22 protein-coding genes are annotated in these 22,755 nt (G+C 59.5%); 18 read left to right on the top strand and 4 right to left on the bottom strand.

The genetic code is table 11. The features are described from left to right. Positions 1 to 45 precede the first annotated feature (45 nt). The 14 genes from K529_RS09935 to K529_RS09870 all read left to right on the top strand — a co-directional run bounded on the left by K529_RS09935 (position 46) and on the right by K529_RS09870 (position 17,172). Positions 46 to 1,143, top strand: coding sequence for a UDP-N-acetylglucosamine--N-acetylmuramyl-(pentapeptide) pyrophosphoryl-undecaprenol N-acetylglucosamine transferase (locus K529_RS09935; protein WP_046002634.1), 1,098 nt, complete (start codon positions 46 to 48; stop codon positions 1,141 to 1,143). Beyond that, positions 1,140 to 2,549, top strand: a complete 1,410-nt coding sequence (murC, locus tag K529_RS09930; RefSeq protein WP_009179233.1) for a UDP-N-acetylmuramate--L-alanine ligase — start codon at positions 1,140 to 1,142, stop codon at positions 2,547 to 2,549. The genes K529_RS09935 and murC overlap by 4 nt, the downstream gene beginning before the upstream one ends. A gap of 43 nt (positions 2,550 to 2,592) precedes the next feature. After that, positions 2,593 to 2,856 (top strand): DUF2484 family protein, encoded by a 264-nt coding sequence (locus tag K529_RS09925; protein ID WP_005617989.1) that lies wholly within the window; start codon positions 2,593 to 2,595, stop codon positions 2,854 to 2,856. Further along, positions 2,853 to 3,101, top strand: a complete 249-nt coding sequence (locus K529_RS09920) for a DUF2484 family protein (protein ID WP_005617988.1) — start codon at positions 2,853 to 2,855, stop codon at positions 3,099 to 3,101. Before K529_RS09925 ends, K529_RS09920 begins: the two co-directional genes overlap by 4 nt. 59 nt (positions 3,102 to 3,160) lie before the next feature. Beyond that, the gene (locus K529_RS23465) at positions 3,161 to 4,696 is read left to right on the top strand and encodes a DUF6161 domain-containing protein (RefSeq protein WP_005617985.1); all 1,536 of its coding nucleotides are present in this window, start codon (positions 3,161 to 3,163) and stop codon (positions 4,694 to 4,696) included. Between the two features lie 165 nt (positions 4,697 to 4,861). Then, positions 4,862 to 5,788 (top strand): UDP-N-acetylmuramate dehydrogenase, encoded by a 927-nt coding sequence (gene murB / locus K529_RS09910; RefSeq protein ID WP_005617984.1) that lies wholly within the window; start codon positions 4,862 to 4,864, stop codon positions 5,786 to 5,788. A gap of 345 nt (positions 5,789 to 6,133) precedes the next feature. Further along, entirely contained in the window at positions 6,134 to 7,018 is an 885-nt protein-coding gene (locus tag K529_RS09905) for a D-alanine--D-alanine ligase (protein WP_005617983.1), read from the top strand. Next, positions 7,006 to 7,905, top strand: coding sequence for a cell division protein FtsQ/DivIB (locus K529_RS09900; protein WP_005617982.1), 900 nt, complete (start codon positions 7,006 to 7,008; stop codon positions 7,903 to 7,905). Before K529_RS09905 ends, K529_RS09900 begins: the two co-directional genes overlap by 13 nt. 1 nt (position 7,906) lies before the next feature. Next, the gene (gene ftsA / locus K529_RS09895) at positions 7,907 to 9,241 is read left to right on the top strand and encodes a cell division protein FtsA (RefSeq protein ID WP_009179265.1); all 1,335 of its coding nucleotides are present in this window, start codon (positions 7,907 to 7,909) and stop codon (positions 9,239 to 9,241) included. A 423-nt stretch (positions 9,242 to 9,664) separates the two neighbouring features. Continuing rightward, positions 9,665 to 11,356, top strand: coding sequence for a cell division protein FtsZ (gene ftsZ, locus K529_RS09890; protein WP_005609838.1), 1,692 nt, complete (start codon positions 9,665 to 9,667; stop codon positions 11,354 to 11,356). Positions 11,357 to 11,553: 197 nt separating this feature from the next. Next, the gene (gene lpxC / locus K529_RS09885; protein WP_005609841.1) at positions 11,554 to 12,501 is read left to right on the top strand and encodes a UDP-3-O-acyl-N-acetylglucosamine deacetylase; all 948 of its coding nucleotides are present in this window, start codon (positions 11,554 to 11,556) and stop codon (positions 12,499 to 12,501) included. 317 nt (positions 12,502 to 12,818) lie between these two features. After that, positions 12,819 to 13,670 (top strand): outer membrane protein assembly factor BamD, encoded by an 852-nt coding sequence (locus K529_RS09880; RefSeq protein WP_005609843.1) that lies wholly within the window; start codon positions 12,819 to 12,821, stop codon positions 13,668 to 13,670. Positions 13,671 to 13,746: 76 nt separating this feature from the next. Beyond that, positions 13,747 to 15,396 (top strand): DNA repair protein RecN, encoded by a 1,650-nt coding sequence (recN, locus tag K529_RS09875; RefSeq protein ID WP_046002635.1) that lies wholly within the window; start codon positions 13,747 to 13,749, stop codon positions 15,394 to 15,396. 81 nt (positions 15,397 to 15,477) lie between these two features. Next, positions 15,478 to 17,172, top strand: coding sequence for a chloride channel protein (locus K529_RS09870; protein WP_005609756.1), 1,695 nt, complete (start codon positions 15,478 to 15,480; stop codon positions 17,170 to 17,172). A 107-nt stretch (positions 17,173 to 17,279) separates the two neighbouring features. Here the strand turns inward: K529_RS09870 and K529_RS09865 are convergent, their stop codons facing one another. Together K529_RS09865 and K529_RS09860 are read right to left on the bottom strand one after the other, a co-directional pair. Beyond that, positions 17,280 to 17,972, bottom strand: coding sequence for an EI24 domain-containing protein (locus K529_RS09865; protein ID WP_005609753.1), 693 nt, complete (start codon positions 17,970 to 17,972; stop codon positions 17,280 to 17,282). Then, the gene (locus tag K529_RS09860) at positions 17,969 to 18,547 is read right to left on the bottom strand and encodes a nitroreductase family protein (protein ID WP_005609751.1); all 579 of its coding nucleotides are present in this window, start codon (positions 18,545 to 18,547) and stop codon (positions 17,969 to 17,971) included. The genes K529_RS09865 and K529_RS09860 overlap by 4 nt, the downstream gene beginning before the upstream one ends. Positions 18,548 to 18,782: 235 nt before the next feature. Between K529_RS09860 and K529_RS09855 the strand changes: the two genes are divergently transcribed. Beyond that, on the top strand, positions 18,783 to 19,061 hold the full coding sequence (locus K529_RS09855) for a DUF167 domain-containing protein (RefSeq protein WP_005609747.1): 279 nt from the start codon (positions 18,783 to 18,785) through the stop codon (positions 19,059 to 19,061). A 32-nt stretch (positions 19,062 to 19,093) separates the two neighbouring features. Here the strand turns inward: K529_RS09855 and K529_RS09850 are convergent, their stop codons facing one another. Beyond that, positions 19,094 to 19,336: a hypothetical protein gene (locus K529_RS09850; protein WP_005609744.1), complete on the bottom strand. Its 243-nt coding sequence runs from the start codon at positions 19,334 to 19,336 to the stop codon at positions 19,094 to 19,096. Positions 19,337 to 19,469: 133 nt separating this feature from the next. Here K529_RS09850 and K529_RS09845 point away from each other — a divergent pair, with 133 nt between their 5' ends. From K529_RS09845 to K529_RS09835, 3 genes are all read left to right on the top strand, one after another. Continuing rightward, positions 19,470 to 20,129 (top strand): M48 family metalloprotease, encoded by a 660-nt coding sequence (locus K529_RS09845; protein WP_005609740.1) that lies wholly within the window; start codon positions 19,470 to 19,472, stop codon positions 20,127 to 20,129. 9 nt (positions 20,130 to 20,138) lie between these two features. Further along, the gene (locus tag K529_RS09840) at positions 20,139 to 20,519 is read left to right on the top strand and encodes a YigZ family protein (protein WP_005609738.1); all 381 of its coding nucleotides are present in this window, start codon (positions 20,139 to 20,141) and stop codon (positions 20,517 to 20,519) included. A gap of 96 nt (positions 20,520 to 20,615) precedes the next feature. Continuing rightward, positions 20,616 to 20,891, top strand: coding sequence for a DUF6455 family protein (locus K529_RS09835; RefSeq protein ID WP_005609735.1), 276 nt, complete (start codon positions 20,616 to 20,618; stop codon positions 20,889 to 20,891). 77 nt (positions 20,892 to 20,968) lie between these two features. Here K529_RS09835 and gatB read toward each other — a convergent pair whose 3' ends face one another. Next, on the bottom strand, positions 20,969 to 22,477 hold the full coding sequence (gatB, locus tag K529_RS09830) for an Asp-tRNA(Asn)/Glu-tRNA(Gln) amidotransferase subunit GatB (RefSeq protein ID WP_005609733.1): 1,509 nt from the start codon (positions 22,475 to 22,477) through the stop codon (positions 20,969 to 20,971). Positions 22,478 to 22,755 lie beyond the last annotated feature (278 nt).

The raw sequence follows: 22,755 nt of genomic DNA, 5'->3' as shown, positions 1-22,755 counted from the left end.
AGAGGTGGGCCGGTCAACGGATAAGAACGCGAAGGCAGGCACAAGATGACACAGAAACTGCTCCTGATGGCGGCGGGCGGCACCGGGGGGCATATGTTCCCCGCGCAGGCCTTGGCAGAAGCGATGTTGCGCAAGGGCTGGCGGGTGAAGCTCTCAACCGATGCGCGTGGTGCGCGCTATACCGGCGGCTTTCCCCATATGACCGAGATCACCGAAGTTTCTTCGGCCACATTTGCGCGCGGTGGGCTGCTGGCAAAGGCCATGGTCGCGCCCCGCATCGCGGCTGGCGTGGCCTCGATGGCGCTGGAAATGCGGCGTGAACGGCCTGATGCGGTGATCGGCTTTGGCGGCTATCCCTCGATCCCGGCGCTGGGGGCGGCGACGCTGTTGGGGCTGCCGCGCATGATCCACGAACAAAACGGCGTGCTGGGCAAGGTGAACCAGAAATTCGCCACCCGCGTGGCGCAGGTCGCGTGCGGCGTCTGGCCCACGGAGCTGCCGGAGGGCGCGCATGGCGTGCATGTCGGCAATCCGGTGCGCGGCGCGGTGCTGGAACGTCAGGGCGCGCCCTATATTCCGCCCGGCGATTATCCGATGTCGCTCTTGGTGATCGGCGGCAGTCAGGGCGCGCGCATCCTGTCGGATGTAGTACCCGGCGCAATTGCCGCGCTGCCCGAAGCCCTTCGCCGCCATTTGCGCGTCAGTCATCAGGCCCGCGACGAAGATCAGGCGCGTGTTGCGCAGTTTTACGCCGATGCGGGGATTGATGCCGAGGTGCAGCCCTTCTTTACCGATGTGCCGTCGCGCATTTCCGAGGCGCAGCTGGTGATCTCGCGCTCCGGTGCGTCCTCTATTGCGGATATTTCGATCATTGGGCGCCCTTCGATCCTGATCCCGCTCGTCACAGCTGCAGGGGATCACCAGACTGCCAATACCCGTGGGCTGGTTGAAGCAGGCGGTGCCATTCGTATCCCGGAGAGCGCCCTTGACACTGCAACACTAGCAGAGCAAATCGCCGCAGTCCTGACCAATGCCCAAGGGGCCACCCAGATGGCGAACGCAGCATTGAGCACAGGCATTCCCGATGCCACGGATCGTCTCGTGGTGCTTGTTGAACATTTGTCCGAGGAAGCTGCCCAATGACCCCTGCCACCAAATTGCCCGGCGACGTCGGCCCGATCCATTTTGTCGGCATCGGCGGCATCGGTATGTCTGGCATCGCCGAAGTTTTGCTCAATCTCGGCTATGTGGTGCAGGGTTCGGATCTGAAATCCTCCAAGATTACCCAGCGACTGGAAACCCTCGGGGCCACCGTGTTTGAGGGCCAGCGCGCCGAGAATTTGGAAAACGCCGAAGTGGTGGTTATCTCCTCCGCGATCAAACCCGGCAATGCCGAGCTGGACGAAGCCCGCGCGCGCGGGCTGCCGGTGGTGCGCCGGGCCGAGATGCTGGCCGAACTGATGCGGCTCAAGTCCAACATCGCCATCGGCGGCACCCACGGCAAGACCACCACCACGACCATGATGGCCGAGCTGATGGTCGCGGGCGGCTTTGATCCCACCGTGGTCAACGGCGGCATTATCCACGCCTATGGTTCGAACGCGCGGATGGGGCAGGGCGAATGGATGGTGGTCGAGGCCGACGAGAGCGACGGCACCTTCAACCGGCTGCCCGCCACCATCGCCGTCGTGACCAATATCGACCCTGAGCATATGGAACACTGGGGCGACTTTGACCGGCTGCGCGACGGGTTTTACGAGTTTGTCTCCAACATCCCCTTTTACGGCCTTGCGGTCTGCTGCACCGACCACGCCGAGGTGCAGGCGCTTGTGGGGCGGATTTCGGACCGCCGCGTGGTGACCTATGGCTTTAACGCACAAGCGGACGTGCGGGCGGTGAACCTCACCTACAAAGGCGGCGTGGCGCATTTCGACATCCTGCTGCAAGCCGAAGGGCAGAAGATCGAAGGTTGCACCCTGCCGATGCCGGGCGATCACAACGTCTCTAACGCGCTGTCGGCGGTGGCGGTGTGCCGTCACCTCGGCATGAAGCTGGATGAAATTCGCGCAGCACTTGCGGCCTTTGGCGGCGTGAACCGGCGCTTCACCAAAGTGGGCGAAGTCGACGGCGTCACCATCATCGACGACTACGGCCACCACCCGGTGGAAATTGCCGCCGTGTTGAAGGCTGCGCGTCAGGCCATTGGCTCTGAGGGTGAGGGCCGCGTCATCGCGGTGCACCAGCCGCACCGCTATTCGCGCCTGTCCAGTCTGTTTGACGATTTCTGCGCCTGTTTTAATGACGCCGATGTGGTCGCCATTGCCGAGGTCTTTGCCGCCGGGGAGGACCCCATTGAGGGCGCCAGCCGCGATGATCTGGTGGCGGGGCTGATCCGCCACGGCCATCGCCACGCCCGCGCGATCCTCAACGAGGACGATCTGTTGCGTCTGGTCCGCGAACAGGCGCGCCCCGGCGACATGGTTGTGTGCCTCGGTGCCGGTACGATTTCGGCTTGGGCCAACGGCTTGCCCGAAAGACTGAAGGGGTGAGGTCGGACGCACTCCGGCCCGCGACGGCAAAGGGGAGGGGCAGATGATGTCCCTCTCGCTCATTGCCAGCGCGGTCTGGGTGCTATGTGCGAGCGTGGTGGCGTTCCTGCCGCTACGCTACCAACGCCCACCGGGGCTGTTGCTTCTGTTGATTGCGCCCGTCCTGATCTGGTTGCTGTACCGAGATTTTGGCTTGTCCGCCGCAGGTCTTGGCCTGTTTGCGTTGCTGTCGATGTTCCGCAAACCTCTGACTTACCTATTGCGCCGCTCCTTTGGCGGGACCGAGAGTGGAGGCCCCCGGCCATGAACACCTCGTTGATCCTTGCGTGTCTCTGGGTGGTGCTGGCCAATGTGCTGGCGCTGATCCCATCAAAAGACAACCACTGGACCCGCGCCTATGTGCTGATCGCAATCGGCATCCCGATCCTCGGATATGTCACCTATGAAAATGGCCCATGGTGGGGGTTGGCGATGCTGGTTGCGGGCATGTCGATCCTGCGCTGGCCGGTGATCTATCTGGTGCGCTGGCTGCGCGGATTGCGCAAGGGTTGAGCACTTGCCAAGCCGCTCGCACTGCCGCAAGTTGAGCGCAAGGGTATTTTGAGGCGGCTATGGTTGAGATTGGCGAGATTACGGATCAAGACAGCCTGATGAAATGGTTGGATGGGCAACCGCGGGAAGTCTTTGTGGCGGTTGCACTTCGAATGGCTCTCAGGGTGTGCCCCATATTTCTTCTTGAGGCTTTTGAAGCTGACAAGTCAGAAGGTGAGCAATTAGCTTTGGCAGGTATTGGAGCGTTGCTCTTGTCATCAGTCGCTCATGAAACCGATAATGCTTGGTTGCGTACCAGAGCTGCGGATTTGGCTCGCCGACACTCCGTTGCAAAAAGGAGTGCTGTCAAGGCAGCAGTATTTGCTTCAGTCTTTGTGAGCGGCAACGCTAACACGATGCGTACATCGATTGGCGCTGCGCTTGCTGCTTTTCGTGAGTTTGGTAAGTCAAATAAGTATGTTGATGCGGGATTGGCTGATGAAATCGCCATCGACAATATGCGACATGACTGTTTGGCTGTATCGCAAGGCAACGATGTTTGGCAGTTGCCGCTTTGGGTAGATGAGAACCCGATAGGTCGTGATATAGTTAGGCTGTTCGCAAGGCTCCATGACGCCGTAGGTGATTGGTCGTTCTGGAGGGAGTGGTACGAGCAGATGCTCGATCCCGTTTCAAATCCGCCCAACTGGGATCTGCTGGAACAGGTTGCGCTGATCGAGCCTCAGGTCTGGGATGCCGGTCCAGAAGCCGTGGGCGTGGCAATCGAGAGGATCAAGGAGGGGCGTATTAAAAATGTGCGGTCCCGATCCACCAACATGGATGTGATCGACGAGCGGCAACATGTGCTGCAATCCACGATGGACAGTCTGCAGGATGAAGTGTCCTCGCTGGAAGAGCGCTTGCCATTGCTTTCCAAAGAGAATGAAGCACTTCACGAACGATATGCCGCGCTCTCAAAAGAGATAGACGCGCAGAAAAAGAATTTTGAAACCTCCTTTGACGCGTTGAGTGAGGACTATAAGAACAAGTTCTCAACCGCGTTGGCGGGTTTTGTTGAGGATCAGAAGATCAAGGCCCCGGTTGAGCTCTGGCAGGAGAAAGAAACCGAACACACCGAACGGCGCAATAAGGCTTGGGTGGGGTATCTTCTTGCGCTTGCTCTTGTCGCAACCCTGATTGTTGTGATCATAGGTGTGCTTTGCTTTGGAAATGAAATATTGGAACGGGTTTTGACGCCGGTTGGCTGTGACCCGATCAATAAGCCTGAGCTTTGCAATGGTTTCAGTTTCCGAGGGATGATCGTCTCTGGTTCGGTGCTGACCTTGCTGACACTGGCGCTGTGGTTTGCGCGAATCCAGATGAAGGAATACCTGTCAGAGCGGCATTTGGCGCTGGATGCGCGCGAGCGCCGGGCCTTTGCACAGGCCTATATTGGGCTAATTAATGAGGGCGATAGCGTGACTGATGAGGCTAGGGATCAGCGTGCACTTGTTTATGCGGCACTGTTTCGGCCGAGTTCAGATGGCATAATTAAAGAGGATAGCGGGATTGATCCCTCGCTGACAGCAGCGTTGAGTAAGCTACTGTCGAAATGATGTGCTAAGCGTCCGACCGAGATGGGGGCGGAGCGCGCACACCGGGGCGGGCGCGTTACTTTCGCTGGCGGGATCGGATTGTCTGAGCGGAAAGCCGCTTTCCTTGGCTCTTTCTTCTACGTGTGGGATAGCCTAAACCCTGCGCGAAACCTGAAGTGAGCCATCATGACCGACCTTCCTGCCGTACGCGGGCGACTGACGCCGAACCGAGACCTCTCAGACCTCACTTGGTTGCGCGTGGGCGGGCCTGCGGACTATCTGTTTCAGCCTGCGGATCTTGAGGATTTGCAGAGCTTCCTGCGGGATCTCCCTGCAGATGTGGATGTCTTTCCCATGGGGGTCGGGTCAAACCTCATCGTACGGGACGGCGGTTTGCGCGCAGTGGTGATCCGGCTTGGTCGGGGGTTCAACACGATTGAGGTCGAGGGCGACACCGTAACTGCAGGCGCGGCGGCGTTGGATGCGCATGTGGCCCGCAAGTCTGCTGAGGCTGGGGTGGACCTGACATTCCTGCGCACTATTCCCGGCAGTATCGGCGGAGCGGTGCGAATGAATGCCGGATGCTATGGCTCCTATGTCGCGGATGTCTTCGTCTCCGCGCAGGTGGTCTTGCGCGATGGCAGTCTAAAAACGTTGACGGCTGACGTTCTGAATTTCCAGTATCGCCAGACCGACCTGTCAGAGGGCGCTGTGCTGGTCTCCGCCACGCTACGCGGCCCCGAGGGCGATCCCGGTGCACTTGCCACGCGCATGGAAGAACAATTGCGCAAGCGTGACGAAAGCCAGCCCACCAAAGAGCGCTCGGCGGGATCGACCTTTCGCAATCCGGCGGGATTTTCCTCCACGGGCAAGGCTGATGACGTCATGGACCTCAAGGCGTGGAAGGTGATCGACAACGCCGGATTGCGGGGTGCGACCCTTGGCGGCGCGCAAATGAGCGTAAAACATTCCAACTTCATGATTAATGCCGGTGGCGCAACAGCCGCTGATCTTGAAGGATTGGGCGAAAATGTGCGAAAAAAGGTTTACGCGGACTCCGGCATTTGGCTAGAATGGGAAATCATGCGTGTGGGCGATCCTGAGCGGTCGTAACCTCCGAAAACTCAAGTGAATTCATGAATATGGGCCAGTGTGGCGATGTGCCGTCCGGGCTCTGTGGCGAGGTTTCGAGGGGATCAGGGCGCGCTGACAGGTTACCTTGGTTAATGAAGCTGTAACGCTTCAGTCATAATCTGGGCACTGTCGGAGCAGGCCGTGACGTGTTCGCAGGTGTGAAAATTCGACAAAGGGGAACAGGCCCCCGTTGTCGAGACAAAGAATTACTGTACGGGAGCCGGAAAACCGGTGCCGTTATAATGATAATACGGGCGCAAATGCCCGAGTAAAATTGAGGCAGTGATCGTGGGTGGAGCGAGCGGAACACTCCCGAAGGTTGCGATGTTGATGGGTGGCCCCTCTGCCGAGCGCGAGGTGTCACTGTCGACGGGGCGTGAATGCGCCCGCGCGCTGAGAGGGGAGGGCTATGAGGTGGCCGAGGTCGATGCAGGCCCGGACCTTGTGGCGCAACTCAAAGACATCAAACCGGATGTGGTTTTCAACGCGCTGCATGGCCGTTGGGGCGAAGACGGCTGCGTGCAGGGCATTCTTGAATGGCTGCGCATTCCCTACACCCATTCCGGCGTGCTGGCCTCCGCTTTGGCGATGGACAAAGAACGTTCCAAGGCGGCCTATCGCATCGCTGGTCTGCCGGTGGTGGATAGCGTTCTGGCCTCAAAAGATGAGGTCATGGCCGGCCATGTGATTACGCCGCCTTATGTGGTAAAGCCCAACAATGAGGGCTCCTCCGTCGGGATCTATATCGTGCATGAGGCCGCTAACAGCCCGCCGCAGCTCTCGGACGAGATGCCCGCGCAGGTGATGGTCGAAACTTATGCGCCGGGTCGCGAGATGACAGTGACGGTGATGGGCGATCGCGCACTTTGCGTGACCGACATCCTCACCGATGGTTGGTACGACTATGAGGCCAAATATGCCACGGGCGGGTCGCGTCATGTGCTACCTGCGGATGTGCCCGAAGAGATTACCAAGCTCTGCCTTGACTACGCGGCTCGCGCCCATGACGTGCTTGGCTGTCGCGGTATCTCACGTACAGATTTTCGTTGGGATGAGGCACGCGGTGCCGAGGGGCTGGTGCTTCTTGAGACCAACACACAGCCGGGCATGACGCCAACTTCTCTGTCGCCTGAACAGGCGGAGCATTGCGGGATCACATTTGGTCAGCTTTGCGCGTGGCTGGTGGAGGACGCCTCATGCGAGCGTTGACCTCCCGTATGTCTCGCAACCGTGCCGCCGAGGGAAAGGCCGATCCCGCGCCCTCCCGGCTGAAGTATCGTATTCAGCGCTGGATGCTCACCCCCGGTATTCGCACCGGGTTGCGTGTAGGGTTGCCGCTTGGTGCCATTTTGATCGCTGCGGGCAGTTATCTGGCGAGCGAGGCGCGCCGGGATCACTTGGTGGCTCTTTATAATGAGGCGCGCGCCTCCTTTGAGACCCGCCCCGAATTCATGGTTAACGTGATGGCCATCGACGGGGCGGGAGAGAGTGTTGCGACCGACATCCGCGAAGTCACCTCTCTGGATTTGCCGCTAAGCTCCTTCGATCTGGATCTTCCTGCCATTCGCGATCTGATCGTGGGGCTTGATCCGGTCAAAACCGCAGCCGTGCGCATCCGCCCCGGTGGCATCCTGCAGGTCGATGTTGTGGAGCGTGAGCCTGCGATTGTCTGGCGCAGCCGGGACGGTTTGGCGCTGCTCGATGAAACCGGTGCCTTTGTGGCGGAACTTGGTCAGCGCAGCCTTCATCCTGAACTGCCACTGATTGCAGGGCGGGGCGCGGACAAACGCGCAGCGGAGGCCCTGCGTTTGTTTACGGCAGCGCGCCCACTTGGGGATCGCTTGCGCGGCATCGTGCGTATTGGTGAGCGCCGCTGGGACGTTGTGCTGGATCGTGGTCAGCGCATTCAGTTGCCGGTGGAACGCCCGGTGGCAGCGCTTGAGCGGGTGATCGCCGTAAGTGAAGTAAAAGATCTTTTGGAACGGGACGTGGCTGTCGTGGATTTGCGCCTGCCTGCCCGTCTGACCGTGCGGATGAATGCACCAGCCGTTGAGGACTGGTGGCGCATCCGTCAATTGAATGAGAGCTCCTATTGATATGACAGACCTGTATCAATCCCAACGTGCGATGCGGCAGATGCGCCGCCAGGCCATGCAACGCGGTGTGGTGGCCATTCTGGATGTGGGCAGTTCCAAGATCTCCTGTCTGGTGCTGCGGTTCGACGGGATCGGGCGGCTGAGCGAGGACAACTCCATCGGTTCTCTGGCGGGGCAGTCGGGGTTTCGCGTCATCGGTGCGGCCACCACACGCTCGCGCGGGGTGCAGTTTGGCGAGATTTCCGCCATGCAGGAAACCGAGCGCGCCATCCGCACAGCCGTTCAGGCGGCGCAGAAGATGGCCGAGGTTCGGGTCGATCATGTGATTGCCTGTTTCTCCGGCGCTCTGCCGCGCTCTTATGGGCTGGATGCCACGGTCGAACTCGAAGGGCAGGAAGTCACCGAGAACGAAATCGCTCGTGTGCTGGCCGCCTGCGAGGTGCCGGAATATGGCGCAGGACGCGAGGTGCTGCACGCGCAGCCGGTGAATTTCGCACTCGACAATCGTTCCGGTCTTGAGGACCCACGTGGCCAGATGGGACAGGCGCTTTCGGTTGATATGCATATGCTGACGGTCGAGGCGGCAGCGATCCAGAACCTGGTGCGCTGCGTGCAGCGTTGTGATCTGGAGTTGGCGGGGATTGCGTCCTCGGCTTATGTGTCGGGCATCTCAGCTCTTGTTGAGGACGAGCAGGAACTGGGCGCGGCCTGTATCGACATGGGGGGCGGAACCACCTCGGTGTCGATCTTCATGAAGAAACACATGATCTATGCCGATGCGGTGCGCATGGGCGGCGATCACATCACCAGCGACATTTCCATGGGGCTCGGGGTGCCGACTGCCACCGCTGAGCGGATCAAGACCATGTCGGGGGGCGTGCATGCCACCGGGGCGGATGACCGTGACATGATCGACATCGGCGGCGAGACCGGCGACTGGGAGCGCGACCGCCGCACGGTTAGCCGGGCGGAACTCATTGGGATCATGCGTCCCCGGGTCGAGGAAATCCTGGAGGAGGTGCGCGTCCGTCTCGACGCCGCCGGGTTCGACCATCTGCCGAGCCAGCAAATCGTTCTGACCGGCGGCTCCAGCCAGATCCTCGGGCTTGATGGGCTTGCAAGCCGCATCCTTGGCCAGCAGGTACGTCTGGGGCGCCCGATGCGGGTGCACGGGCTGCCACAGGCGGTGACCGGGCCGGGCTTTGCCTCGGCGGTGGGGATGTGTCTCTTTGCTGCCCATCCGCAGGATGAGTGGTGGGATTTCGACGCGCCGGTGGACCGGATGGCGGGTGGATCGATGCGCCGCGTCGTGCGTTGGTTTAAGGACAACTGGTGATTTGCGCGGCGCTCGGCAAACCTTTGCCGATTGCCGCAAATGCGCCAAAAGTTACCCACAGGTTTCCCACAGCTTCTCCACATTGGTCGTGACAGGCCCGTGCGGATCAGGTAAAGCTGCATGAAATAGGCTGAAAATCAGCGATGTGCGAGGCCGAGCAGGGGTTCGCCGCAATCTGAAGTTAAGGTTTTTGCCGTCCGCGTTTTGCGTGCGGGGTGACCTTCTGTTGTGTGTTGGTCCTGTAATTTACACCATATTTCGCCAGAAAGGCGATATTCGGCAAGTTCCCACGCCTTTTGGCCCATATTTTGTGGGGCAATGCGCTTTTGGGGATGACGAGACTCATGCGTCGCGATAAGATTAAGGCAGAAGAGTGACAATCGACGCCCTTGCGGGAGGGCTAAAAACACAGGCGGAAAAAGCATGACCCTGAACCTTTCGATGCCCGGACAAGAAGAGCTGAGCCCCAAGATCACCGTATTTGGTGTGGGCGGTGCGGGCGGCAATGCCGTCAACAACATGATCGCCAAGCAGCTTGAGGGCGTAGATTTTGTTGTGGCCAACACCGACGCGCAGGCGTTGCAGCAAAACGCGGCCAAGAACCGGGTGCAGCTCGGCGTTAAAGTGACTGAAGGTCTTGGCGCGGGCGCACGTCCTTCGGTAGGCTCTGCTGCAGCAGAAGAAAGCATCGAACAGATTGTGGATCACCTCGCAGGCGCACACATGTGCTTCATTACTGCGGGCATGGGTGGCGGCACCGGTACCGGCGCGGCTCCGATCATCGCGCAGGCGGCACGTGAACTTGGCGTTCTGACCGTGGGTGTCGTGACCAAGCCCTTCCAGTTTGAGGGTGGTAAGCGGATGCGTCAGGCGGAAGAGGGTGTTGAGAGCCTTCAGAAAGTCGTCGACACGCTGATTATCATTCCGAACCAGAACCTGTTCCGTCTCGCCAATGAGAAAACCACCTTTACCGAGGCGTTCTCCATGGCGGATGACGTGCTCTATCAGGGTGTTAAAGGCGTCACCGACCTGATGGTCCGTCCGGGCCTCATCAACCTCGACTTTGCTGACGTTCGCGCCGTGATGGATGAGATGGGCAAAGCGATGATGGGCACCGGAGAAGGTGAAGGCGAAGATCGCGCCATTCAGGCTGCCGAGAAGGCCATCGCCAACCCGCTGCTCGACGAAATCAGCCTCAAGGGCGCCAAAGGTGTGCTTATCAACATCACCGGTGCGCATGACCTGACCTTGTTTGAACTGGACGAGGCGGCAAACCGCATCCGCGAAGAGGTCGACCCGAACGCAAACATCATCGTTGGCTCCACGCTGGATACCGAGATGGAAGGCAAGATGCGCGTTTCCGTCGTTGCAACGGGTATCGACGCGTCTGAAGATGCCCATGAGGTTCCGGTTCCGCGCCGTCCGATGTCTGCTCCGCTGACCAAAACCGTGAGCGTTGAGGAAAACCGTCGCGCACCTCTGGAGCTGACCGAGCCGATGGAAACTGCGGCCCCAGTTGCTCAGGCAGCGGCTGAGGTTCCTGCCGGGCAAGAGCCTTCGCTCTTTTCCGAGTTTGACTCACAGCAGGGCGCACAAAACGATGACCTGATCGAGGATGTGCGCGAAAGCGCCGATGCGACTGATGGTCTGCCGCCGCCTGCGTATCAGCCGCAACCTCAGCAGCAGATGCAACAACAGCAGCCGCAGCAGGTTCAACAGCAACCTGTGCAGCAGCAACCCGCAGTAACGCAGGCCGAAGTGTTCGTTGCACCGCGTGCCCCGGCGCCGGGAACACCATCACAGGATGCAATCGTGCGTCTGCGTGAAGCGGCTCAGCGTCATCAGGGTGGCCAGCAACAGCAGCAACCTGCAGCGGCCGCGCCGCAACAGCAGCGTCGTGCAGCAGATGCGCAAGAGCAGCGTCGTTTCGGCCTGAATTCTCTGATCAATCGTATGACCGGCCATCCGCAGGAGACGACGCAAAATCGTCCCCAAGCGGCGCAACGGGTCCAGCCGAGCATGCAGAACGCACAGCCCCAGCAGGCTGAGCAGCCGCATGATGAAGATCAGGAGCGGATCGAAATTCCAGCTTTCCTGCGTCGTCAGGCCAATTGATCTGTCAATAAATACGTGAAAAAAGGCCGCCGAAAGGCGGTCTTTTACTTTTTGTTTTCATGGGGTTAGGTTAGTCTCAGCGGTGTTTTGCCAAACTGTAATATTCATGTTTCATTCGGTTACAAAGATTGAATTGAGGCTAGTGCACAGAGCCCTTAGGTGTACCGGCAAGGCGGCCCCAGAGGCCGAAGCTACCCATGAGGCACATTGTGCAAAACACGCTCAAAGCAGCAGTTACCTTTGAAGGCACCGGCCTGCATTCAGGCAAACCGGCCAAGATGATTGTGCGCCCGGCTCCCGCCGAGCATGGCATCACCTTCATGCGGACCGACATTGCCTTGGGTAACACACTCATTCCAGCGCGCTGGGATATGGTGGAGCGCACCGCGCTGTGTACACGCCTCGTGAACGGAGCCGGTGTGTCGGTTTCGACCGTAGAACATATCATGGCGGCGCTTGCAGGCTGTGGTATCCACAATGCTCGTGTCGAGATCGACGGGCCTGAAGTACCCATCATGGATGGCTCTTCTGCAGAATTTGTCCGCAAGATGATGGCGACTGGCATCCGTCGCCTGGGCGTACCTGTCCGCGCATGGAAAGTGTTGAAACCGGTCATGGTGGAAACCGAGGACGCGCGCGCAACCCTGTTGCCCTGCGACCGGTTGAAAATCTCTTTTGACATCGAGTTTGCGGAAGAGGGCATTGGCCATCAGAGCCGCGAACTGGACCTGCGCAACGGCACTTTTGCTCGCGAACTCTGCGACAGCCGCACATTCTGCCGTCGTTCCGACGTTGAGGCGATGCAGGCCAATGGTCTCGCGCTCGGCGGTGTGCCGGGAGAGAATGCAGTGGTTTTTGATGGCCCTGTGGTCCATGCAGGTTCCGGTCTGCGCCACCCGGATGAGCCTGTTCGTCACAAGATGCTCGATGCACTTGGGGATCTTGCACTGGCAGGCCTGCCGATCTTTGGTCACTATGTGGGGGAACGGGCAGGGCACTCGCTCACCAATACTCTGCTTCGTGCGCTCTTTGATACGCCGGGTGCCGTGCGCGAAGTTACCTGTGATCCGATCATGACCGCACGCCTGCCGGGCCAAGGCTTGGTCTGGTCCGAAATCCCGGCACAGGTGCGCCGCGTCGCCTGATCGCGGGTCGTGCAAATACTCCAATCAGATATGAAACGGTCGGCTCGCGTCGGCCGTTTTTCACTTTGTGCTTCGGTGCGCGTGTTTGAGGCTATGGAATGCTGCGGTTTGAGGAAGCAACCAGACTTGACCCTCACCGGCTTTCTCTGCCAATTGAGCTTGAGCAGTGTGAAAGGCGTTTTGCACATCATATGAATGTGCTAGACCGTGGCGACGCCCCGTCCCATACATGGGATGTAAGGCCCCGCCCGCGCCAAGACGCAGGCGAAAGGACGCGGTCGCGAGGCTGCAGAACGAGACGGTGAAGTGAGGCAGGAATGATCGGCATCAGGGCAGCAGCCAAAGGGATCGGAGTGGTCGCACTGATGGCGACTCTTGCCGCGTGCGGTGGTGCGGATGGTGATGCACAGCGCTCGGGACAAGATCTCGAAGTATTTACTCCGGCTCAGATCTACGAACGCGGTGAGTTTGAGCTTGCTCGGAACCGCGAACAGGATGCGGCTTATTATTTCTCTGAGGTTGAGCGGCTCTATCCCTATTCTGAATGGGCCAAGCAATCGCTGATCATGCAGGCCTTCACCTATCATCAGGCCGAGGATTACGAGAACAGTCGCTCCGCTGCACAGCGCTATATCGATTTCTACCCCACTGATGAGGATGCAGCCTACGCGCAGTATCTTCTGGCGCTGAGCTATTATGACCAGATCGACGAGGTCGGGCGCGATCAGGGGCTGACGTTCCAGGCGTTGCAGGCGCTGCGCACGGTGATCGAGGTTTATCCCGATAGTGAATATGCCACTTCCGCGATCCTGAAATTCGACCTCGCCTTTGATCACCTTGCGGGTAAGGAGATGGAGATCGGTCGCTACTATCTGAAGCGCCAGCACTACACCGCAGCGATCAATCGCTTCCGTGTGGTGGTTGAGGATTTCCAGACCACCTCGCACACGGCCGAAGCATTGTATCGCCTGATCGAGGCTTATCTGTCGCTCGGTCTGACAGATGAGGCACAGTCTGCTGGCGCCATTCTGGGTCACAACTTCCAATCAACAGATTGGTATGAGGATGGCTACAAACTGCTGACTTCGCAGGGCCTCAAGCTCAAGGATCGTGGCAACAACTGGCTCGCCAAGATCTATCGCCAGTCGATCAAGGGCCAATGGCTCTGACGGACTACAGTTCTGCGCAATTGGATCCGAGCGTTGGTGTGCAGCGTTCGGATCGCGCTCAATACGGGGCATCTAGATGCTGCGCGCGCTTGATATTCGCGACCTTCTGATCATCGACCATCTGGAACTGACGTTCCAGCCGGGTCTGAATGTACTCACCGGGGAAACCGGTGCCGGTAAATCCATCCTTCTTGATTCTCTGGGCTTTGTGCTGGGCTGGCGCGGACGCGCGGCGCTGGTGCGCCAAGGTGCTGCGCAAGGGGAGGTCGTTGCGGAATTTGATCTGCCCGAGGGACACGCGGCGCGGGCGGTGCTTGAAGAGGCTGGGTTGCCGGTTTCAGACAGTCTGTTGTTGCGGCGGGTAAATACCGCGGATGGGCGTAAAACGGCATGGGTCAATGATCGCCGTTGCTCGGGCGAGGTACTCAGAGCGCTTTCTGATACATTGCTGGAGCTGCATGGCCAGCATGACGACCGGGGCCTCCTTAATCCGCGTGGCCACCGGGCGATGTTGGATGAATTTGCCAATGCCACAGCCCAAGTGGAGGAGGTACGCACCGCATGGAGCGCCGCAGCCCGCGCACGCAAGCAGGTGGCCGATACCCGTGCAGCCTTGGAAAACGTGCGCGCAGAAGAGGAATTCTTGCGTCATTCGGTGTCCGAACTGGACCAGTTGAACCCGGAACCCGGCGAAGATGAGAATTTAGACACCCGCCGCCGTCATATGCAGGCCGCTGAGCGTATCCGGGGCGATATTGCCCGCGCGCACAGCCTGTTGTCTGAAGGGGCGGAGGGCGCGATGGGAGAGGCGCAGCGCTGGCTCGAAGCCGTCTCAGGTGATGCAGGCGAAGCGCTGGATGCACCATTGGCGGCCCTGAGCCGCGCCATGATCGAGCTGGGCGATGCTCAGGACGGGGTGGAGCGGTTCCTCGAAGGGCTCGATTTTAACCCCGGCGATCTGGAAGATTGCGAGGAGCGCCTCTTTGCGATCCGCGCCTTGGCCCGCAAACACAATGTCCAGCCAGATGATCTGGCAGAGCATGCGGATGTGTTGCGCCAAAAACTTCAGGCACTGGATGCGGGCGATCAGAATCTTGCGGATCAGGAAAAAGCACTGAAGGCGGCAGAGGCCACATATCAGACCGCAGCAGACCGTCTGTCCGCCAAACGTCGCGATAGCGCGGCGACATTGGATGCGGCGGTAATGGCGGAGCTGGCACCGTTGAAAATGGAACGCGCGGTGTTTGAAACCTTGATCACTGACGCAGAACCGGGCCCAGAGGGCGTGGATGCGGTGGCCTTCACCGTCGCGACAAACCCCGGCGCGCCAGCTGGTCCGCTTAATAAGATCGCATCCGGTGGCGAGTTGAGCCGCTTCCTGCTGGCGCTCAAGGTCTGTCTGCGCGGCGAGGATGCAGAAAAAACGCTGATCTTCGACGAGATCGACCGTGGGGTCGGAGGCGCAACTGCAGATGCGGTTGGGCGGCGGCTCAAGGCGCTCGCAGATGGCAGCCAGGTGCTGGTTGTCACCCATTCGCCGCAGGTGGCGGCGCAGGGGGCCCATCACTGGCGGGTGCAGAAATCCGTTGAGGCGGGCGTGACGCTGTCGCAAGTGGTGCCACTCAGTGACGACGAGCGGATTGATGAAATTGCGCGTATGGTCTCGGGGGACCGCATCACACCAGAGGCACGCGCGGCGGCCAAAGCTCTGCTGGCAGACGTCTAGCTACGCGCCGCAAGAATATTTGTTAACCCTCACAGGATGGGTGTGGCACTGATAGGTCAGTGAAGGGATCGGAGAACCTAAATGGCGCGATTTGAACGCTCTGCACTGTCCGAATATTTTGCCCAAGCCAAGGCGAGCCTGAAGGATGCGCAGCGTGTTCTGGTCCACCGTGGCCCGAGCCAGCTACAGTTTTGGCTGATCGCCATGATCATCGGTATCCTTGCAGGCTTTGCTGCACTGTTCTTTCGCAAGGGGATCACCGCATTGCAGGGCGCGGTCTATGGTGCGGAGGACGTCGACTATCTGCATAGTTTCGCCGCCACGCTGCCTTGGTATGTGCTGCTTTTGGTCCCGGTGCTTGGGGGGCTGATTGTTGGGATCATCCTGCATCGCTTTACGCCGGACGGCCGTGTACGCTCTGTTGCCGATGTGATCGAGGGCGCGGCCCTGCGCGACGGGCGTGTCGAGATCCGTGAGGGGCTTGCCTCAGCCTGCGCCTCGTTTCTGACTCTCTCTACCGGCGGGTCTTCGGGCCGAGAAGGGCCTGTGGTGCATATCGCGGGTATGATTTCCACATGGATCAGCGATCGCATTCGCGCAGATGGGGTCACCGGGCGGGATCTCTTGGGCTGTGCGGTGGCGGCAGCGGTCTCTGCGAGTTTTAACGCACCTATCGCGGGTGCGCTCTTTGCAATGGAAGTGGTGCTGCGGCATTTCTCGGTCAATACTTTTGCCCCGATCGTGGTGGCTTCCGTTGCTGGCACGGTGATCAACCGGCTGGAATATGGCGATGTGACCGAGTTCGTTCTCGCAACCCCCGGCGCGTTGCAGTTCTATGTAGAATTGCCTGCCTTCTTGATCCTCGGTCTGATCTGCGGCGTTGTGGCGGTGGTGCTGATGCGCTCGATCTTCGTAACCGACAGGTTAGGGAGCGCGGTCCAATCCGCGCTTGGCGTGCCACGCTGGTTGCGTCCGACAGCTGCTGGCTTTCTGCTCGGCATGATCGCGATCTGGTTTCCCCACATTATCGGCGTTGGCTATGAGACCACGGTTCTGGCGCTATCTGGTCAACTGCTGCTCAGCCAAGCGATCCTCTTCACCATCGTAAAAGTGGCCGCCGTTTCCATCACGATGGGCGGGCGCATGGGCGGGGGCGTGTTCTCGCCTTCCCTGATGGTTGGTGCTTTGACGGGGCTTGCCTTTGGGCTTATCGCCACCAACCTGCTGCCAGATGTGTCGGGCACCCACACGCTTTATGCCTTTGCGGGGATGGGGGCTGTGGCGGCGGCGGTGCTGGGCGCGCCCATCTCAACCACGCTTATCGTGTTCGAACTGACGGGGGACTGGCAGATCGGTCTGGCGGTGATGGTCTCTGTGTCAATGTCTACCGCTCTGGCCTCGCGCCTTGTGGACCGGTCGTTTTTTCTGACCCAACTGGAAAAGCGTGACATTCACTGCGCCGCAGGACCACAGGCTTACCTTCTGGGCACGCTGCGGGTCGGAAAAGTCATGCGCCCGCTGTCAGCCTCAGATCCTGAGAGCGCGCAATTTCTGATGGACGAAGGCATTGCAATCAGCCCAACCGCGACGCTGGAGGCGGCATTGCCGATCTTTGACAGGGCAGGGGTAGAATTCATTCCCGTGGTTGATGAAGAAGAGCTCTCCGAAGAGACCGGAGAGCCAAAGATGACCCTGATCGGGGTCATCCACCATATTGATGCGCTCAAGGCCTATAACCGGGCTTTGGTCGCCATCGCCGCAGAAGAACATCGTTAAGGCACGTAGAGGGCGTGCGCCCCGAAGGGGCTCCGGGCCCAAGGCTGCTTGTGCTGCATCTTTGATGCAGCGCACAGGCGCGGGAGCCACCCCCGGTCTGTGATGCGTCAGCGCTGACGCCAGAGGGCGTGGAAGATATGCGTGAAGGTCGCAGCGCCCAGGATCGGGATCAACAGGTTCACCAACGGGATCGACAGCGGCATCGCCATCAACACACCCGCTGCCCAGATCGTGGCACCATGACGTCGCCGCAGGCGTTTGGCTTCCACCAGCCCAACCCGGCGCGCGGCGGCGAGGGTGAAATACTCACGCCCCAGCAAGAACCCGTTGAGACCCCAGAAAATGAACAACGCCGCTGGGGGGAACATCACATAGAGGATGAGCGCGAGCACGTTTGCAGTGAGCAAAACGCCGAGAAAATTCACGGTGTCTTTGACGCCTTCCCAAATCGATAACCCCGGAACCGGCGGCAAGTGGGGATAGTGTTTGGCCTCAACGGCGGCAGCCACCTCGTCCAGAAACATCGATGTGATCGCCGAGGCGACCGGAACCATCAAGAACACCGACAGCAGCATCATGAAGAAGAATGATCCGACCGAAAGCAGATCATTCAGCCATGTCACCTGACCAATCAGCGGCAATGTCGTTTCAGGCCCGACCAGCGATTGGATCAAGATCAAAAGCGCTGCATAGGCCGCAACCAGCAGCGCAAACGTAAGCCCCACACCGAGAAAGAGAACCCGGCGAAAGCGCGGGTCTCCAATTTGGCCAAGAGCATTGCCAAAGGCGGTAAAGATCATGTTTCAACCCATGTGGTGATCGCATCGACATCCGGACGCGGGCGCTCGGGCGGCACGGCACCTTCGGTGGCGATATGGATGAGGCCCGCGATACGTTCGTTTTCCGCCAGATCAAAGGCAGCTTTGCAAAATCCGCGATCATGGCTCATCCAGCCAGAGAGCCAGTTTGCGCCCCAACCCGCGGCCAGTGCCGCGTTCAGCAGCGCGAGGCAAACGGCGCCTGCGGAATAGGTCATCTCCAGTGGCGGGATCTTGGGGCTGTCCTTTTGGATCTCAACCACCACCACTGCAAGCTGGCCGAGGTCGAACTGGCTGCGTGCCTTGGCGATATCCTCGGAGGATTTGCCCAAACGCGCGCCCGCTTCTGCAGTGAGATCACCCAGCCGCTGCATCGCGCCCTTTTCCACCACGATAAAACGCCAAGGCTCCAGCTTGCCGTGATCCGGCGTACGGGCGGCTGCCGTCAACAGCGGCATGAGGTCTTCACGTGTGGGAGCAGGAGCGATCAGCGTTTTGGCCGGGCGAGAACGGCGATTGTGCAGAAAGTCGAGGGCGGCATCATTGCGTTGTGGCATATGTAAAACCTTTTTACATCTTGTCCTGCCCTATGTCGGGCAGCTTGAGGCGGGTTTCAAGGGGAAAGCGGCCTTGCGGGGCCAGTCACTTGAGTGCGCGGGACTGGGGGCTGGGAACGCATCTTCTGCGGGTGTATTGCTGCCACGAGAATGTGTCCACGGGCATCATCGCACATGACAAGTGGCGCCAATGCACAACAGGCTTTTATGCGCGCCTCAACAAGGACCATGACTCATGGCAAAACCTAAAGCACGCGCATTGGCCGACCTGAGTGATCTGGCTCAACCCGGCGCTGAGATCACGGTGCGTGTCACGCCAAAAGCGGCCTATAACGCAGTGCTGCGCCAAGGGGATGTGATCAAAGTGATGGTGACCACCGTCCCAGAGGGCGGCAAGGCAACTGCGGATGTCGCAGCCCTATTGGCGCGCGCATTGGGTGTAGCACCGTCGCAGATTACTCTGCGTCGCGGGGCAACCAGCCGGGACAAGACATTTGTTCTGACAGAGCAGTGACGCGCACGCTTTGAGGCGATCCACGGGTTGGGTCAGCCGTTCTTTTCCATCACCAGCCGATAAACCCCCTCGGGCAGGTCCAGTGCCGCAGCGAGGTCTTGAACCTGTTCGGGCGATAAGGTGATGCGCAGCGTCGAATTGGTGCGGGGATCGAATTGTTCGATTGTGACACATTCGGCGAAAGCATTGATGATCACATCCTCGTTCAGATGGGTTTTACCCTCATCGACGAGCGTGATCACAGTGGAATCAAATTCATGCTCAATGGTAAACATGACCTGAGCTTGCCATCGGTTTCGCTACGCTGGCAAGTCGCGTTCGACATTCGGTTCCAGTATCTGTGACGGGCAGTTGATTGCATATACTGCAAAATCCGGGCTAGCCTGAGGCAACCGATTGTGGAGTACCATGCGCCGTTTCCTGATTCTTCTCGTCCTCTGGGTTGCAGCTTGTACCGGGATCAACCCGGACGATCCGCATTATCGTGCCTTTGTTGATGTGGCGCAGAAGGTGGAGCCTGTGGGCGAGGCGCAGTGCCGGAAGAAGAACCCAAACCGCAATTGTGATTTTCAGGTTCAACTCGATCTTGATCCCGCAGCACCGGCAAACGCCTTCCAATCCGTAGACCGCAGCGGTCGTCCGGTGGTGATTTTTACAGGAACGATGCTGAAAAGCTTTCGCAATGCCGACGAGATGGCCTTCGTCATGAGCCACGAAATGGCCCACCACATCCTTGGCCATCTCGATCGACAACGCATCAACGCGGTGAAGGGAGCGGTTTTCCTCGGTGAATTGGTGTCCCTCGAAGGGGGCACGCCGGAGCAGGTGGCCAATGCCCAATATGTCGGCGCAGTTGTGGGCGCGCGTAGCTATTCCAAGGCGTTCGAGCTCGAAGCTGACACGCTCGGCACGATCATCACTCATCAGGCTGGTTACCGCCCAAGCATTGGCGTCAAATACTTTGATGCGATCCCCGATCCCGGCGATGCATTTCTGGGCACCCATCCCGCCAATCCGGATCGCATCCGTTTGGTCAATCAAACCATCCGCAAATACCGCCTGAACTGAGAGGGCATCATGTCAAAGGATACCGAGGTCACCCGGCTGGCCCTCAAAAAGCTTGGCGTGGTGCTGACAGATCGCGGATCAAAATACGCGGTGAGTGGTGCATGCGTGCGCAGCCGCGAGGATGTGGATGCAGTGCTCGCCACCCTCAAAGCAGAACGCAGCTACGCCAAGGCCACCCACAATACATGGGCCGCAATGCTGCCTACCGGTGCGCTCAAGGCTGACGATGGTGAAAGTGGCGCAGGTATGGTGATCCTGCGCATGATGGAACGTGAGGGTCTCAGCGATCATGTAATCATCGTAACGCGCTGGTATGGAGGCAAAAAACTCGGTGGAGATCGATTTCGCCGAGTGCAGGATGCAGTCCGCGCCTATATTGAAGCGCTCTGAGGCGCAGGCGTAAAACCTCTATTTGACCTGCATCAAGGCGCTATGTGTCGGGGGACGGCATGCTTCTCCCTGAATTCAGGAGCAGGAGCGCGCAGCATGATTGACCCGGAAAAGCTCAAAACCCACGCAGCCCTTTTTGACAAGATGGGCAAAGCGGTCGGTCTCGATCTCGAAGAAGAAGCCATAAATGGCAATCTTCAGTTCGACGAGATTGCCGAGGCGGTATTGCGCTGTACGCGCTGCGCCTGTCCCAAGACCTGCTCTCGCTATCTGGATGGTTTGACCGAGGAGGTCGAGCGCACGCCCGACTATTGCCGCAACGCTGATCTGCTGAGCTATCTTAAGGAAGAGCGCGCGATGGCGGCGGAATAAGGGCCGCAAACAGCCAGAACGATACACAAAAGGCGACCCGGAGGTCGCCTTTTTCATTGGAAGGGCAGGACGTCGCCTTAGCCCAATTTCTTCGCGACCAGTTCGTTCACAGCCTTGGGGTTGGCCTTGCCGCCGGTGGCTTTCATCACCTGACCGACGAACCAGCCCGCAAGTTTCGGGTTCTCTTTTGCCTTTTCCACCTGTGCGGGGTTGGCGGCAATGATCTCGTCCAGAGCTGCCTCAATCGCACCGGTGTCGGTGACCTGCTTCATGCCGCGCTCTTCGACGATCTGGGCCGGGTCGCCGCCTTCGGTATAGACGATCTCAAAGAGGTCTTTGGCGATCTTGCCGGAGATGGCGTCAGAGGCGATCAGATCAATCACACCGCCAAGCTGCGCAGGCGAAACCGGGCTGTCGGTGATGTCCTTGTCATCCTTTTTCAGGCGACCGAACAACTCGTTGATGACCCAGTTCGCGGCCAGTTTGCCGCTGCGGCCCTTGGCCACCTCATCAAAATAGTTGGCGCTTTCCAGATCTGCAGTCAGCACGGAAGCGTCATAATCGGTCAGGCCAAAGTCTTTGATGAAGCGCGCTTTTTTCTCGTCGGGCAGCTCGGGAAGGGCCGCCTTGATGCCATCCACCCAGTCTTGCTCAATCTCCAGAGGCAGCAGATCGGGGTCGGGGAAGTAACGATAGTCATGCGCTTCTTCTTTGGAGCGCATCGAACGGGTTTCACCCTTGTCGGGATCATAGAGCCGGGTTTCTTGCACCACTTCGCCGCCAGCCTCGACAATGGCGATCTGACGCCGGGCTTCAACCTCGATCGCCTGCTGGATAAAGCGCATGGAGTTCATGTTCTTGATCTCGCAACGAGTGCCGAGATGCGAGAAATCCTGCGTTTCCTGATACTTTTCGTACTGGCCCGCGCGGCAGATGGAGACGTTCACATCGGCGCGCAAGTTGCCGTTCTGCATGTTGCCGTCGCAGGTGCCAAGGTAACGCATGATCTGGCGCAGTTTAGCGATATAGGCGGCGGCTTCCTCGGGGCCACGAATGTCCGGGCGCGAGACGATTTCCATCAGGCACACGCCGGTGCGGTTCAGGTCCACAAAAGACATCGACGGGTCCATGTCGTGGATCGACTTGCCGGCGTCCTGTTCCATGTGGATGCGCTCAATCCGCACCATGCGTGCAGTGCCGTCGCCAAGCTCCACCAGCACTTCGCCTTCGCCCACGATGGGGTGATAGAGCTGGGAGATCTGATAGCCCTGCGGCAGATCGGGGTAGAAATAGTTCTTGCGGTCAAAGGCGGACCAGAGATTGATGTCCGCCTTGAGGCCAAGGCCCGTGCGCACCGCCTGTTCGACGCAATATTCGTTGATCACCGGCAACATGCCGGGCATCGCCGCATCCACAAAGGCCACGTTAGAGTTGGGCTCCGCGCCGAATTGGGTCGAGGCCCCCGAGAAGAGCTTGGCATTGGAGCTGACCTGGGCATGCACCTCCATGCCGATGACCAGTTCCCAGTCATGCTTGGCGCCCGCGATCACTTTGGGCTTGGGGAGTTCATATGTCAGGTCGAGCATGGTTTTCCGCCGTATCCGTATATCTGTGTCTGCAAAGCGTTCTAGGCCCGTGGGCGGCAGGGGGCAAGGGGGCAGGGGGTACAGGAAACCGGGAGCTGGGTCGATATTTCCACTTTTGCACGGGCTGCAAGCCCGGGCAGCGCCCGTCCGCCCCCATGGGCGGGCGCTTCGCTTCCGCCCGCGGACGTGCGTTGCCCTCAGCGAAGGATGGCTTGGCGGTGATTCAGCCTCTTGGCGGCGTGTGCAGGCAGGGCTAGAACTGGCAGCCCGAGCAGTTC

This window comes from Tritonibacter mobilis F1926, assembly GCF_000376545.2.
Lineage (GTDB): Bacteria > Pseudomonadota > Alphaproteobacteria > Rhodobacterales > Rhodobacteraceae > Epibacterium > Epibacterium mobile.
Note: the sequence above shows the minus strand (reverse complement) of the source record. Positions and strands in the feature narration are given on the sequence as shown.